The sequence below is a fragment of the Pandoraea sp. 64-18 genome (genome assembly GCF_001899225.1).
GTDB lineage: Bacteria > Pseudomonadota > Gammaproteobacteria > Burkholderiales > Burkholderiaceae > Pandoraea > Pandoraea cepalis.
In genome coordinates this window covers 183004-196629 of record NZ_MKVU01000012.1, presented here as the reverse complement: position 1 = coordinate 196629, position 13626 = coordinate 183004, and the positions used below count along the sequence as shown (strand labels likewise).

The window sequence follows — 13626 nt, the reverse complement described above, 5'->3', positions numbered from 1 at the left end:
CCTCATTCGCCTTGCAGCTCGTCGAGCGAATCGACGTAGCGCAAGCCCTTCGCGGCAAGGCGTTCGCGCATCTTGTAATAGTCGAGCCCCAGCGTGCCGCCCGCGAGCACACCGCGCTTGTAGGCTTCGTCGGCACCGCGTGCGGCCGCCGCCTTGGCCACGGCCTCGGCGTTCGCGAACGGCACCACGACCACGCCGTCGTCGTCCGCGACGATCACGTCGCCCGGGTTCACGATCTGATGGGCGCACACGACCGGCACGTTCACCGAGCCGAGCGTCTCCTTGACCGTGCCCTGTGACGAGATGGCCTTCGACCACACCGGAAACCGCATGTCGGTGAGCGTGCCGATGTCGCGACAGCCCGCATCGATGACGAGGCCGGCGACACCGCGCGCCTTCATCGACGTGGCGAGCAGGTCGCCGAAGTAGCCGTCGTCGCAAGGCGACGTCACGCCAACCACAACGATGTCGCCCGGCTGCGCCTGCTCCACGGCAACGTGCAGCATCCAGTTGTCCGAGGGCGGCGCGAGCACCGTGACCGCGCTGCCGGCCACCGCAGCGCCGGCGTAGATCGGGCGCAGGTACGTGGCCATCAGGCCGAGCCGGCTCTGCGCTTCGTGCACCGTGGCACTGCCTGCGCTGCGCAGCACGTCGAGCGTGGCGGCGTCGACACGGGGAATTTGACGAACGACGACGCCGCGGATCATGACAGTTGCTCCGTCACGACCGGCGTGAGGCGCATGAGCCCCTCTGCGTACTTGATGTCGCGCGCGGCGGCGATGCCGATGTTGCGCTTGGCCTGCACGCCGCGTTGCAACGCCACGCGCGTGTAGTAATCCCACAAGTGCTCCTGCCCCGCCATGCACTCGATGGCGGCACGCTTCGTGTCCCACACCGGCGTGATGTCGACGAAGGTGTTCGGGATCCATTCGCACTGCTCGGTCTGATGCGGCTCGAACGCGAGCACGGCGGGAGCGCCGATGATCTTTCCGCCCGGCTTGTGGCCCTCGGCCTGCGCAATGACGCGGGCTTCCTGCGTGACGTGCATCGCGAGCGGATGATCGAAGTTATACGGATCCTTCTCCGAGTGGCTCAGCACGAACGACGGTTGCAGCTCGCGATAGATGTCGACGAGCCGGAAGAGCGTTTCGTCGGATACGCGCATCGGGTAGTCGCCGATATCGAGGAATTCGATTTCCGCGCCGAGAATATCGGCCGCGCGCTGCGCTTCTTCGCGACGCGCGACCTTGACCTTCGCCTCGGTCATGTCCGCGCCCTTGCGCCAGAGCTTGGCCGACTCGCCACGCTCGCCGAAGGACAGGCACACGACCTTCATGCGATAACCCTGCGCGACATGCGTGGCAATCGTGCCCGCCGCACGCCAGACGAAGTCCGCCGAATGGGCGCTGACCACAAGGCCGGCCAATCCGCCGGTGAGGGTGTGCTGTGATGTGCTCATATGTTTGACGTCAATACGTGTTGTGCTGTGCCCGTTCAGGCACTTTCCAAGCCGACCAGCGTGCCGAGCAGTTCCGGCGATGCGGCCAGTTCGCTGCTGCGTCCCGTCCAGACCTCGCGGCCCCGGTCGAGCACCAGTGCGCGGTCCGTCAGCTCCAATCCCAGTTCCGCGTGCTGTTCCACGAGCACCACGCCCATGCCGCCGTCCGCGCGCAGCTTCCAGAACGCATCGACCAGTTGATCGACGATCACCGGTGCGAGCCCTTCGAATGGCTCGTCGAACAGCAGCACGCGCGGATTGCCGATCAACGCGCGGCCGATGGCCAGCATCTGCTGCTCGCCGCCCGAGAGTTGGTTGCCCAGGTTGCGACGCCGCTGGTGCAGGCGTGGGAACAGGTCGTACACGCGATCAAGCGTCCAGGCGCCGTCGGCCGGCCCCATCGCGGACACCTGCAGGTTTTCTTCGACGGTGAGCGACTTGAAGATCTCGCGTTCCTGTGGCACCAGCGCCAACCCGGCGCGCGCTCGCTTGTACGCGGGCCACGACGAGATATCGTCATGGCGATAACGCACCACGCCGCCGTGGCGCGTGGTCAGTCCCAGCAGGCTGAGCAGCAGCGTGCTCTTGCCCACGCCGTTGCGACCGAGAATGGCGAGCGCTTCTCCCGACGCCAGACGCAGGCTCACGTCTTCGAGCACAATGGTCTCGCCGTACCCGGCGCTGAGCCCGCCGGCTTCGAGCACGATGTCAGTCATGATGGCGACGCCCCAGATAAATGTCGCGCACGCGCGGATCGCGGCGCACGTCGTCCTTCTCGCCTTCCATCAGCACCGCGCCTTCGACCAGCACCGTGATGCGGCGCGCGAACCGGAAGACCAGATCCATGTCGTGTTCGATGACCATCACCGCCACGTCTTCGGGCAAGCGCTCCAGCAATTCGAATAGCTTGCGGCCCTGCCCTGACGGCACCCCGGCCACGGGTTCGTCGAGCAGCAGCACCTTGGGATCGAGCGCCAGACCGAGCGCGATTTCGACCTGACGACGTTGGCCGTAGGCCAACTCGTCGATGCGCCTGCCCGCGAGATCGAGCATGCCGAGCGCGCGCAAACGCTCCGCCGCTTCCTCTACGACTGCCGGACGGCTGGCCATCGGCTTGCCGACGCGACCGTCGAGGCCGCTGCGCGCCGAGAGGGCGAGCGCAACGTTCTCGGCCACGGTGAGTGTGTCGAATAGCGTGTTGAGCTGGAACGTGCGCGCCAGACCGAGCTTCACGCGCTTGTGCGACGGCATCGATGTCACGTCGGTGCCCCCCACGCGCACCACGCCCGCGTTCGGTTTGAGCACGCCCGTGAGCAGATTCATCAACGTGCTCTTGCCGGCGCCGTTCGGGCCGATCAGCGCGTGTCGCGCGCCCACGGGCAGCGACAGGCTGACGTTGCGTGTGACGTCGAGCTGGCCGAAACGCTTGGACAGCCCCTGAATGTCGAGTGCAGCGCTCACGGTGTCACCTCCTTGTCCGTGGTCGTTGCCTGGGTGTTGCCGATGGTGTCCGTCACGATCGCGCGCGGGTCGCGACGCCGCGCACGGGAGACGCGAGCGGCAAAGCGATCCACCAGTCCGATCAGGCCGTCGGGCGCGAAGCGCACCACGACAATGAGCAACACGCCGAGGGCGGCGAGCCAGTTCGTCGGGTCGATGGCCGCGATGCGATCGGACAACACCATGAAGACGATGGCACCGAGGGCCGCGCCATAGAGGCGTCCGGTGCCGCCCAGGGCGAGCATCACGAGCACGTTGGCCGACAGCGTAAACGACAGTGTGTCGAGGGCGACGATATTATTGACCTGTGCCGAGAGCGCGCCCGCGACGCCGGCCAGGGCGGCGGCGAGGGTGTAAAGCATCAGGCGCCGCAAGCCGACGCGCACACCGAGCAGCGACATACGCGTGGCGTTCTCGCGAATGCCCTTCACGGTCAGACCGAACGGCGAGTTCACGAGGAATTGCGTGAACAAATACACGACGAGCAGCACCGCGAGTGCGTAGAGATACGCCGTATGTCCATAGATATCGAACTCGAACTTGCCCAGCACCGGCGCGATGGTGTAGCCGGTCAGGCCGTCGTCGCCCATCGTGATCGACTTCGCGACGTTGCCGGCCTCATAGAGCAGCGTGGCGCACACGAGCGTGAGCATGATCTGCGTGAGCCCACTTACCCGTAGCACGACGACGCCGGTGACGAGCCCCACCAGCGCCGCTACCACGGCACCCGCGACCAGCCCGAGCAGCGGGTCGGGCGAGACGTGCAGCGCGAAGAGACCGGCCGCGTAGGCACCGCTGCCGAAGAATGCCGCGTGCCCGAGTGTCTCGATGCCGCAATAGCCCTGCACGAGATCAAGCGAGAGCGCAAAGATGATCATGATCAGCACGCTCGTGGCGAGCGCGAGATACAGATCGGCGAAGAAGTAAGTGGCAACGGCAGCGAGAAGCAACACCGCATCGAGTGCACCGAGACGTTTGCGTCGCAGCGCGGGGACAACGTGCGTCGTGCCTGCGGCCGACGGCAGCGGATTCGTATGAGACATCATGACCCTCCGCTCAGGCGCGCCCGACCAACCCTTGCGGGCGGATCAGCAGAATGGCCAGCACGGCCAGGTAAATCATGAAAGCGCCGAGCGCTGGCACGTAATAGCGCCCCAGCGTGTCGATCAGGCCGAGCAGCAGGCCTGCATAGAGCGAGCCGCGCAGACTGCCGAGACCACCGGCCGCCACCACGATCAGCACGAGCACCAGATACTTCAGACCGTAATAAGGCTCAAGCGGCAGGATCTGGCTCGACAGCGCGCCGCCTAGTCCGGACAGCCCGCATCCGATGGCAAATGTGATCGAGAACACGAGCGGCACGTCGATGCCAACGCAGCGCGCCATGCGCGGGTTGTCCACGGCCGCGCGCAGCTTCGCGCCGAACGGCGTGCGCTCCAGCCCCCACCAGATGCCGAGGGCCACGACCGCGCTGCAGACCAGGGCGAAGATGCGATAGATGGACACGGAGAATGCACCGAAGTCCCATGTGCCGCGCAGTGCCTCGGGAATGGGAATCGACTGCAGCTCGGTCCCGGCGAGATGCTTGGCCAGCGCGCAGATGATGAACGCGAGCCCGATCGTCATGAGCAATTGCCCCAGACCGTTGGCCGTGTAGACCCAGCGATACAACGTGCGTTCGAGCACAGCACCGAGCACCATGGTGCCCGCCACACCGACGAGCAACGCGGCGAAGAAATCGAGCCCGGCACGCTGCATGGCCCACAAGGTGAAATATCCGCCGATCATGGCGAAGGCGGAGTGCGCGAGATTGACCACGCGCATTACGCCCAACGTGACCGTGAGACCCACGGAGATGAGGAACAGCAACATCCCGTAGGCCACACCGTCGATCGACAACGACAGGAAAGTGGCAAGCGATTGCGTCATGACGAATTACCGAACGAACTGAGCGACAACGCCTGCGTTACTTGGCGGCCACTTGGGGGTGGCTCACATGCCACGGCTCGACCACCGACTTGAAGGTCTCGATGGGCTTGTTGCCCAGCTTTCCGTCGATGTTCTCCACCCGGCGGATATACACGTTCTGCACGATCTCACGCGTCTTCGGATCGATCGACACCGGACCCCGGGCGCTCGTCCAGGCGAAACCCTTCACGGCGGCGATCGCCTTGTCGCCATCCTTCTTGCCCTTTGTGGCCTTGATCATCTGTGCGATGACGGTCATCGAGTCGTAGGCCGACACCGAGGCAATCGACGGCAGCGCCCCCGGACCGTACTTCGCCTTGTAGGCCTTCACGAATGAGGTGTTTTCCGGCGACGTCAGGTACGGCGAATAATGCAGGGCGGTAATCGTGCCGATTGCGCTGTCGCCGATGGCCGGCAAATCGGACTCCATCGTCTCCGTCGTTGCGAAGAGCTGGATACCCGCTTTGTCGAGTTCGCGCTCCTTGAACGCCTTGACGAAGCCGGCTGACATCGGCCCCACCGGCATGAACAGGAAGAGGGCATCCGGCTTGGCATCGCGAACACGTTGCAGATAACTCGAAAAATCGGTCGTGCCGAGCGGCACCTTCACTTCGGTGGCAATCTTGCCGCCCGCCTTCTTGAACGTCTCGCTGTAGGCGTCGATCGCGTCGTAGCCTGGCGCGAAGTCGGCCACCACGATGGCCGCGTTCTTCACGCCCTTGCTGGCGGCGTACTCTACGAGCGGCACGCTCACGGCCCACTGCGTGAAGCCCGTACGCACGAAATACGGCGACTTGAGCGTCACACTGGACGTGCCCGAATTGCCAATGACGAGCGGCGTCTTGGTCTGCGTCGCCACATCGGCCATGGCCAGCACGTTCGGCGTGAACGAACCGCCGAACAGGTACTGCACCTGATCGCGCACCACCAGCTCCTGCGCCAGCTGACGCGTGCGTTGCGGGTTGACGCCGCCTTCGTCACGCTCAAGGATCACGAGCGTGTCGTCGCCCACTTTGCTCTTGTGCTGCTCGAGCCACAGGTTGACGCCGCGACGATACTCCGTGCCCCACCAGGACGCCGAGCCTGAGAACAGCCCCAGCATGCCGACCTTGATTTCCTCGGCATGCGCCGAGACAGCGGTGAATTGGCAAACACTCGCAAGTGCTACAGCAAGCCACAGATGGCGCTTCATCATGATGTCGTCTCCTCGTCGGCGTCGAGCGCCGCTCCGCTTTTTCGATGTGGCACGCCGGGGGGCGGGCCTTTTCAAGGTATGGGAAACAGCTTAGGCAGCCGAGCGCGGCGCGTCGAATGAAACTCCCGCGTCGAGCGTCGCGTTTTTCGTATATCCCCGAGATTTCCCTTACGTGACGGGACGCATTTCGCGAGCGAGATTTCGCAGTGCGAGACGTTTTGCGTTCCCATGGTGGAACGCCCGCCGCAAAAGGCGCGGCGGGAAGGCGTCACGGCACATTTCAAGTCGAATGACTCGGAAGGAAGAGAACGCGTCGACACATGCAAGCCATGGCGAAATCAGCGAATTTCGCCGCGCTCGCGAACCGTATCGCGAGCCTGTCACGCGTCTTACGTCGGATGCTGCATTGTCGGGGCCAGCGCGCGCAGCTCGTCGAGCAATTGCTCAGCGGCCGGGGACAGCAAGCCGTCGCGCCGCGTGGCGACACCGATCGCACGACGTGCATGCTGCAACGGCACCGGTACAACGGCCAGCTCGCCGGTGCGCAACTCCGACGTGATCTGCACCGGCGAGAGCAACGCAAGCCGGTCGCTCGATGACAATAACCCGCGTACCACCGGTGAACTGCTCGCGTGCACCTGCGTACGCGGCAATGCCAGACCCTCCGCATGAAACACGCGCTCGAATACCCGGCGCGCGGGCGTGGAGGGCAGCGGGCTCACCCAGCCGTACTCGGCCAGTTCCGCGAGCGTGGGCGTGCGGCCCGACGACAGGCAGGGATGGTCGGCACGGGCGACCACCGACAGGTGATCCTCGAACAGCGCCTCCTGGCGAATGTCCTGCGGCACGTCGCTCGCTCGCAAGGCGCCGACGATCATGTCGACGTCGGCCTGTCGCAACTGGCGAATCAGGGCTTCGTAGGTGCCGTCCACCACTGTCACATTCAGATACGGCGACTGGTACAGCAGACTGTCGATGGCTTTGGGCAGCAGAAAGCCACTGGACAGCGGCAACGCGGCAACGATCACGGTGCCTTGCTGACGCCCCCCGAATGGCGCGAGTTCGTCTTCGGCGATCGCCAGCTCGGCCAGCGCGCGCTTGACCGGGCCGAGCAACGCCTGCGCCTCGTCCGTCAGACGCGTGCCGCGCGGCGTGCGTCGAAACAGCTTGATACCGATCAGATCTTCGAGCTGATCGAGATTGCGCTGGATGGTCGGTTGAGAGCATTGCAGGCGGCTCGCCGCGAGCGGCCCGCTACCCAGCTCCGCGACCGCGATGAAGCTGGTGAGTTGCTGGGGAGCGACAACCGCCGCGAAGCGACTTGCGGCCCGCGCACCGCCGTCGGCCTGCGACGCCGTGGCGGCAAACGCGTCGCGATACCCGTTGGCCAACTCCGCGAGTGCGCGCGTGGCGCGCACACCCAGGCGCTGACCGGCCGCGTTCGGCGTCAGGCCGCGCGCGCTGCGGTGAAACAACGGAAAGCCCAGCTCCGCCTCGATATCGGAGATCGAGCGTGCAACGGCCGACTGTGAGAGATGCAGCATGCGCGCCGCACGCGCTACCGAATCGCATTCCAGCACGGCGACCATCGCGCGCAGGCCGCGCAATTTTCGGCACAGGAGCGTCGCCTCGTTGCTCTGTGGCGCACGGCTCCATGTGCCGCGCTCGTGACAGGCGAGTTGAGGGGCGGCCAACGGCGTGGTCAGGCTGATCGACGTGTCGATGGACATGCGCGGTGCGTCGCCGGGTTCAGCGCAGGGTCGGCACGCGGCGCGTGGCCATGAACTCGTCGAGCGTCTCGCCGCGCATGAGCGCATAGACTTCGAGGTTCGTCTTGCGCACCACGCGAGCGAATTTTTCGAGCACGAAGAAATTCACGCCGTGACGCACGAGTCCAAGCCAGTCCTGCGCTTGCACCATCGCCTGTTCGTCGGCGGTCAGACCGGCGGCGGTCATCGCAGCAACGGGGTCGCCGAGAAACGACTCCCGATTGTCGGCGCGAATCATGTGCCAGAAGAAGCGATTGAGCTTGAGCGTGCGATGGCTCACGCGCAAGTCGAACGCGTACGTGCCGGTGATCGCCTCGATGCCTTCGAGCTGCGGGTTCATGCGGCGTCCTCCTCGTAGAGCGCGACGGTCATGGCCGTCGTCGTCGCCAGGTAGTAGTTCAGATGCAGACGCTTGATGCGCGGGCCCAGCGCACCGCGCATCGACAGCCACATGATTTGCTCCACGCTCTCGGCACCGCCGCGCTCGACGTAATCCACATGCCTGAGTTCGGTCAGCGTCTCGGGCTGATGTTCGAGCAACGACAGGAATTCGCGATCCCACGCTTCGTCGTTGTAGCCCGCGCGCTCGCCGTGGATCTGGTGCGAGAGACCGCCCGTGCCCACCACCACCACGCGCAGATCTTCCGGATACGACTCGATGGCGCGGCGCACGGCCTGACCGAGGCGATAGCAGCGGCGCCCCGTCGGCAATGGGTATTGCAAAACGTTGATGGCGATCGGCACGACCGTACCCGGCCAGTCCGGCTTGTGCGGCCACAGCAGCGGCAGCGGCGACGCGCAGCCGTGATCGATGGGCTTGTCCTGAAATACGGTGATGTCGAATTCGTCGTTCACGAGCGACTCGGCAATGTGTGCCTGCAGCGCGACGTCGCCCCGAATCGGCGGCAACGGACGCAGCCCGGCCCCTTCGTCGGCGATCGGGAACGAGTCACCCACGCCGAGCGCGAACGTCGGATACATGTCGAAGAAAAACGTGGTCGCGTGATCGTTGTAGAAGAACACCAGCACATCGGCCTGCTTCTCCGCCAGCCACTTCGCCACGGGCTCGTAGCCCTGGAACAGCGGCGCCCACGCGGGATCCTGCTGCTTGCCCTTGTCGTACGCCACGCCGATGGTCGGCACATGCGACGTACCGATCCCCCCAATGATCTTTGCCACGTGAAGTCTCCGTCCTTTGTCTTGTCATGCGTGGGCGATGCCATGCGATCCCCCACCGTTATGCTGCGGCGAGTCTATACGGGATCCCATATGCACATAAAGCAGGGTATTTACTGATGCAATGTCTTATTATGGGATCCCATAATAAAAAAGCCGGGTCTGGAAGCCTCCAGAATGACCGGCACGAATTTCCGCCATCGAAAGGAGACGCATGCTGCATCCCACGCCCACCACGGTTCAGTTGCGCGAGATGATTCTCAAGGGTGAACTTGCGCCGGGCGAGCGTCTGGCCGAAGCCAAGCTCGCGGAGCAACTCGGTGTCTCGCGCATGCCGGTGCGGCAGGCATTGCCGGTGCTTGCCGAGGAAGGGCTGGTCGTGCGTGCCGGTCAGCGCGGCTACGCGGTGCGAGCGCATACGCGTGAGGAAAGTGTCGAGGCGCTGCATCTGCGTGGCGCGCTCGAAGGTTATGCCGCGCGTCTGCTGGCCGAAAAGGGCGCAAGCGCCGAGCTGCTCAAGCAGTTGCGCGACCTGTTGGCCGAAGGCGACGCCCTGCTCGCCGACCATACGATGACAGCCGAAGTACAGATCGGTTACGCGTCGCTCAACGCGCGCTTTCATGACCTGCTCGTCGTCGGCGCGCAGAATCCGCTGCTCGAAGGCTTCGTCGCGCGCTGCAATCTGGTGCCTTTCGTCGCGCCGCGTACGGTGGCCTTCGGACACAAGGACCGACGCCAGTACGCCGACATCATCGCGTACGCGCATCGCCAGCATCACGCGATTGTCGAGGCGATTGCCGCCCGTCAGCCCGATCGTGCCGAGTTCATGTGCCGCGAGCACATCGTCACCCAGGAACACAGCATGGGCGCGCAGTTGCTCTGACACGCGTCCCTCGACTTCATCCCGACCATCCTCTATCGACACGAGAGCGCGCCCGTCGACGGCGCGCCAAGGAGACAAACGAACATGTTTCTGAAAAATACCTGGTACGTCGCATGCACGCCGGACGAGTTCGCCGACAAGCCATTGGGCCGCAAGGTCTGCAACGAAGCGATGGTGTTTTTCCGTGAAGCCAACGGCAACGTCGCGGCCCTGGAAGACTTCTGTCCGCATCGCGGCGCGGCGCTGTCGCTGGGCTTCGTCAAGGACGGCCACCTCGTGTGCGGCTATCACGGCCTGACGGTCGACGGCGGCGGCAAGTGCACGAAGATGGTCGGCCAGCGCGTCGGCGGCTTCCCGAAAACGCGCGCGTATCCGTGCGTGGAGCGTTACGGCTTCGTGTGGGTCTGGCCGGGCGACGCCGCGCTCGCAAATCCCGACGAGATTCCTCACCTGGAATGGGCGGTGAGCGATCAGTGGGCCTACGGCGGTGGCCTGTATCACATCAAGTGCGACTATCGACTGATGATCGACAACCTGATGGATCTGACGCACGAGACCTACGTGCACGCGACGAGCATCGGTCAGGACGAGATCGAGGAAGCCCCGCCGAAGACGACGGTCGAGGGGGATAGCGTGATCACGGCGCGTCATATGGAGAACATCAAGGCCCCGCCGTTCTGGGCGAGCGCACTGCGCGCGAACGGCCTGGACGACCAGGTGCCGTGCGACCGCTGGCAGGTGTGCCGCTTCACGCCGCCGAGTCACGTGATGATCGAAGTGGGTGTGGCGCACGCGGGTCATGGCGGTTACGACGCCCCGGCCGACAAGAAGGCCGGCAGCATCGTGGTCGACTTCATCACGCCCGAGACCGACGAATCGATCTGGTACTTCTGGGGCATGGCGCGTAACTTCAAGCCCGAAGATGCCGAGCTGACCGCCGCGATCAAGCGCGGCCAGGGCGGTATCTTCGCCGAGGACCAGGAAGTGCTCGAAGCCCAGCAACGCAACCTCTCGGCGTATCCGGAGAAGAAGATCCTGAAGCTCAACATCGACGCCGGCGGCGTGCAGTCGCGCAAGGTGCTCGATCGGCTGATCGAGGCCGAACGGGCCGCAAAGGGGATCGCGGGCAGCCTGGGGAACGCGGAGAACGCGGCATGAAGGTCCGGCTCGCGAGCAAGCGCGATGTCGCCACCGACATCTGCGAATTCGAATGGGTGAGTGTCGACGGCACGCCCTTGCCGGCCTTCACCGCGGGTGCGCACATCGACGTGCATGTCGCCGACGGGCTCGTGCGGCAGTACTCGTTGTGCAATGCGCCCGGTGAGACCCATCGCTATTGCGTGGGTGTACTGCGCGACCCGGCGTCGCGCGGCGGTTCGACCGCCATGCATGCGCTCACGCCCGGCACGACGGTGGAGATCAGCGCGCCGCGCAATCACTTCCCGTTGGTGGAACACGCCACGCACAGCATCCTGCTTGCCGGAGGGATCGGCGTGACGCCGATTCTGTGCATGGCCGAAGCGTTGTGCGCCCGCGGCGCGTCGTTCGAAGTGCATTACGGCACGCGTGAACCGGCGCGCACGGCGTTTCGCGATCGTTTCGCGCGCGACGATCTCGCGGCGAAGACGCACCTGTACTTCGACAGCGAAGGCGAGCGCGCCGATCTCGACGCGATTCTTGCGCAACCGTCCGTCGGCAAGCACCTGTATGTCTGCGGCCCGGCAGGATTCATCGACGCCGTGCTGGCACGCGCAGAAGCGGCGCAGTGGCCGGAAGGCAATGTGCATCGCGAGTACTTCGCCGCACCGGTGCCGTCGGACACGGCGGGCGACAAGGCATTCCAGGTCAAGCTGCATTCGAGCGGTCGCGTGATCGACGTGAAGGCGGGCGAGACCATTGTCGCGGCGCTCGCCGCGCACGGCGTGGAAGTGCAGATGTCGTGCGAGCAAGGCGTGTGCGGCACGTGCCTCACGCGGGTGATCGACGGCACCCCGGAGCATCGCGATGTCTACCTGACCGACGACGAGCGCGCCGCCAACGACCAGATCCTGCCGTGCTGCTCGCGCAGCCGGTCGCCCATGCTGGTGCTCGATCTGTAACGCATCCTTGTCCTCACCGAAGGAAATCGCCCCGCTTCGCATCGCGAGCGGGGCTGACTTTTCTTGATGACCTGACCGCGTCGCGAACGCCATCGACGTCTCTATGTCGTGGGCCTCACAGCACCCGGGCCTTCGTCTCCCGGACGAGGAACGTCGAGATCAGCGCCATCGCGGCGAGCACGAGGAAGTAGACGATGACCGGCCAGATGTGGCCATGGCTCCAGGCAAGCAGACTCGCCGCGATCATCGGTGCGAGTCCGCCCCCCAGCACGGTACCGATCTGCTTGCCGAGCGACACGCCCGAGAAGCGTACGCGCGTATCGAACAGTTCCGAGAAGAAGCTGCCTTCGGGACCGAACATCATCGGGTGAATCAGGCCCGCGCCGATCACGATGGCGAGCACGACCAGCGCCGTCTCCTTGCTGCCCATCATCAGGAAGAACGGATAGATGAAGATCGCCGTGGCAGCCAGCCCCAACAGGAACATCGGACGGCGGCCCAGCTTGTCGGAGAGCATGCCGAACGTCGGGATCGTCAGCATGGCGAGCAGGTTCGCGTACAACACGCCGTCAGCCATCATGTTGCGCGGCAAGCCGAGCGTCTTGGTGCCATACGACAGCGAGAAAATCGCGACCAGGTAAAAGAAGCTCGTCTCGGCCAGGCAGATGAAGAACGTGACGAGCGTCGGCCGCCAGTAATGCGTGAGCACTTCCACGACCGGCACTTTCGCGATGTCGCGATGCTGCTCCGCCGCCTTGAAGCTCGGCGACTCCTCGACTTTCAGGCGCACGTAGGTGCCCAGCGCCACGAGCAGCAGGCTCACGAGAAACGGCACGCGCCAGCCCCACGCGAGCAGATCCTTTTCGGGCAGGCGGGTAATCAGCACGATAGCGAGCGACGCGCCAACGATCGACGTCGGCCCGGCGGCCTGGATCAGTCCGCCGAACAGGCCGCGTAAGTGCGCGGGGGCCGCCTCGACGGTCATCAGCAACCCGCCGACCGACTCGCCACCGAGCGCAAATCCCTGCACGAAGCGCAGCGTCACGAGCATGATCGGCGCCCACATGCCGACCTGGTCGTAGGTCGGCAACAGACCGATCATCGTGGTGGCCACGCCCATCAGAATCAGCGTGAACAGCAGGATCGACTTGCGACCGATGCGGTCGCCGAAGTGTCCGAATACAATGCCGCCGATCGGCCGCGCGAGGAAGCCTACGGCGAACGTGGCGAATACGGCGATCATGCCGGTCATCGCGTCGAGCTGCGGGAAGAACAGCCGATCGAACACGATGGGCGCGAGAAAGCCGTAGACGAAAAAGTCATACCACTCGATGGCGGTACCGAAGCAACTAGCCGCCACTACGCGGCCGAAATTCGCCGTCGCGCCAGCGGTGTTCGCTTCAGGGTGGTGCGCGTCGCCGGCCTGGGTGTGGCCGGACGTGGCGCCGGCAGTCGCCGGCGCAGTCTCAAACGGTTGTGACACGGTTGTCTCCTCCGGCCGTCTGTTCCGGTGTCCCGGCTGCGGCGGTATGGTGGTC

The 13626-nt window shown here is 64.9% G+C and carries 14 protein-coding genes; 3 read left to right on the top strand and 11 right to left on the bottom strand.

All coding sequences use genetic code 11. The annotated features are described in order from the left end of the window. Positions 1 to 2: 2 nt before the first annotated feature. The 10 genes from BGP02_RS09375 to BGP02_RS09330 form a co-directional block, all read right to left on the bottom strand. Positions 3 to 707 carry a 4-carboxy-4-hydroxy-2-oxoadipate aldolase/oxaloacetate decarboxylase gene (locus BGP02_RS09375; RefSeq protein ID WP_017233992.1) on the bottom strand — a complete coding sequence of 235 codons (705 nt, stop codon included), beginning with the start codon at positions 705 to 707 and terminating at the stop codon, positions 3 to 5. Further along, positions 704 to 1459 (bottom strand): PIG-L deacetylase family protein, encoded by a 756-nt coding sequence (locus tag BGP02_RS09370; protein ID WP_286798393.1) that lies wholly within the window; start codon positions 1457 to 1459, stop codon positions 704 to 706. The genes BGP02_RS09375 and BGP02_RS09370 overlap by 4 nt, the downstream gene beginning before the upstream one ends. Before the next feature lie 35 nt (positions 1460 to 1494). Further along, the gene (locus BGP02_RS09365) at positions 1495 to 2214 is read right to left on the bottom strand and encodes an ABC transporter ATP-binding protein (protein ID WP_017233991.1); all 720 of its coding nucleotides are present in this window, start codon (positions 2212 to 2214) and stop codon (positions 1495 to 1497) included. Next, positions 2207 to 2959, bottom strand: a complete 753-nt coding sequence (locus BGP02_RS09360) for an ABC transporter ATP-binding protein (protein ID WP_017233990.1) — start codon at positions 2957 to 2959, stop codon at positions 2207 to 2209. Before BGP02_RS09360 ends, BGP02_RS09365 begins: the two co-directional genes overlap by 8 nt. Further along, positions 2956 to 4044 carry a branched-chain amino acid ABC transporter permease gene (locus BGP02_RS09355; protein WP_261939390.1) on the bottom strand — a complete coding sequence of 363 codons (1089 nt, stop codon included), beginning with the start codon at positions 4042 to 4044 and terminating at the stop codon, positions 2956 to 2958. The genes BGP02_RS09360 and BGP02_RS09355 overlap by 4 nt, the downstream gene beginning before the upstream one ends. A 10-nt stretch (positions 4045 to 4054) precedes the next feature. Continuing rightward, positions 4055 to 4927, bottom strand: coding sequence for a branched-chain amino acid ABC transporter permease (locus BGP02_RS09350; protein WP_286798392.1), 873 nt, complete (start codon positions 4925 to 4927; stop codon positions 4055 to 4057). Between the two features lie 37 nt (positions 4928 to 4964). Next, the gene (locus BGP02_RS09345) at positions 4965 to 6161 is read right to left on the bottom strand and encodes an ABC transporter substrate-binding protein (protein WP_261939391.1); all 1197 of its coding nucleotides are present in this window, start codon (positions 6159 to 6161) and stop codon (positions 4965 to 4967) included. A gap of 389 nt (positions 6162 to 6550) precedes the next feature. Next, the gene (locus BGP02_RS09340) at positions 6551 to 7891 is read right to left on the bottom strand and encodes a LysR family transcriptional regulator (protein WP_150562099.1); all 1341 of its coding nucleotides are present in this window, start codon (positions 7889 to 7891) and stop codon (positions 6551 to 6553) included. Between the two features lie 19 nt (positions 7892 to 7910). After that, positions 7911 to 8270: a hypothetical protein gene (locus BGP02_RS09335; protein WP_017233985.1), complete on the bottom strand. Its 360-nt coding sequence runs from the start codon at positions 8268 to 8270 to the stop codon at positions 7911 to 7913. Next, positions 8267 to 9109, bottom strand: a complete 843-nt coding sequence (locus BGP02_RS09330) for a gallate dioxygenase (protein ID WP_017233984.1) — start codon at positions 9107 to 9109, stop codon at positions 8267 to 8269. The genes BGP02_RS09335 and BGP02_RS09330 overlap by 4 nt, the downstream gene beginning before the upstream one ends. 211 nt (positions 9110 to 9320) lie before the next feature. Between BGP02_RS09330 and BGP02_RS09325 the strand changes: the two genes are divergently transcribed. The 3 genes from BGP02_RS09325 to BGP02_RS09315 all read left to right on the top strand — a co-directional run bounded on the left by BGP02_RS09325 (position 9321) and on the right by BGP02_RS09315 (position 12088). Next, a complete protein-coding gene (locus BGP02_RS09325) occupies positions 9321 to 9989 on the top strand; it encodes a GntR family transcriptional regulator (protein ID WP_017233983.1) in 669 nt (222 codons plus the stop codon). A gap of 84 nt (positions 9990 to 10073) precedes the next feature. After that, entirely contained in the window at positions 10074 to 11147 is a 1074-nt protein-coding gene (locus BGP02_RS09320) for a Rieske 2Fe-2S domain-containing protein (protein WP_268567149.1), read from the top strand. Then, a complete protein-coding gene (locus BGP02_RS09315) occupies positions 11144 to 12088 on the top strand; it encodes a PDR/VanB family oxidoreductase (protein ID WP_017233981.1) in 945 nt (314 codons plus the stop codon). The genes BGP02_RS09320 and BGP02_RS09315 overlap by 4 nt, the downstream gene beginning before the upstream one ends. Before the next feature lie 115 nt (positions 12089 to 12203). On the opposite strand, the gene BGP02_RS09310 is transcribed toward BGP02_RS09315, so the two are convergent. Further along, positions 12204 to 13571 carry an MFS transporter gene (locus BGP02_RS09310; protein WP_017233980.1) on the bottom strand — a complete coding sequence of 456 codons (1368 nt, stop codon included), beginning with the start codon at positions 13569 to 13571 and terminating at the stop codon, positions 12204 to 12206. Between the last annotated feature and the right edge of the window lie 55 nt (positions 13572 to 13626).

Bases quoted from the DNA above. Each gene is read 5' to 3' on its own strand.
- BGP02_RS09375 (WP_017233992.1), bottom strand. From the start codon at position 707: ATGATCCGCGGCGTCGTCGTTCGTCAAATTCCCCGTGTCGACGCCGCC.
- BGP02_RS09370 (WP_286798393.1), bottom strand. From the start codon at position 1,459: ATGAGCACATCACAGCACACCCTCACCGGCGGATTGGCCGGCCTTGTG.
- BGP02_RS09365 (WP_017233991.1), bottom strand. From the start codon at position 2,214: ATGACTGACATCGTGCTCGAAGCCGGCGGGCTCAGCGCCGGGTACGGC.
- BGP02_RS09355 (WP_261939390.1), bottom strand. From the start codon at position 4,044: ATGATGTCTCATACGAATCCGCTGCCGTCGGCCGCAGGCACGACGCAC.
- BGP02_RS09350 (WP_286798392.1), bottom strand. From the start codon at position 4,927: ATGACGCAATCGCTTGCCACTTTCCTGTCGTTGTCGATCGACGGTGTG.
- BGP02_RS09345 (WP_261939391.1), bottom strand. From the start codon at position 6,161: ATGATGAAGCGCCATCTGTGGCTTGCTGTAGCACTTGCGAGTGTTTGC.
- BGP02_RS09340 (WP_150562099.1), bottom strand. From the start codon at position 7,891: ATGTCCATCGACACGTCGATCAGCCTGACCACGCCGTTGGCCGCCCCT.
- BGP02_RS09335 (WP_017233985.1), bottom strand. From the start codon at position 8,270: ATGAACCCGCAGCTCGAAGGCATCGAGGCGATCACCGGCACGTACGCG.
- BGP02_RS09325 (WP_017233983.1), top strand. From the start codon at position 9,321: ATGCTGCATCCCACGCCCACCACGGTTCAGTTGCGCGAGATGATTCTC.
- BGP02_RS09320 (WP_268567149.1), top strand. From the start codon at position 10,074: ATGTTTCTGAAAAATACCTGGTACGTCGCATGCACGCCGGACGAGTTC.
- BGP02_RS09315 (WP_017233981.1), top strand. From the start codon at position 11,144: ATGAAGGTCCGGCTCGCGAGCAAGCGCGATGTCGCCACCGACATCTGC.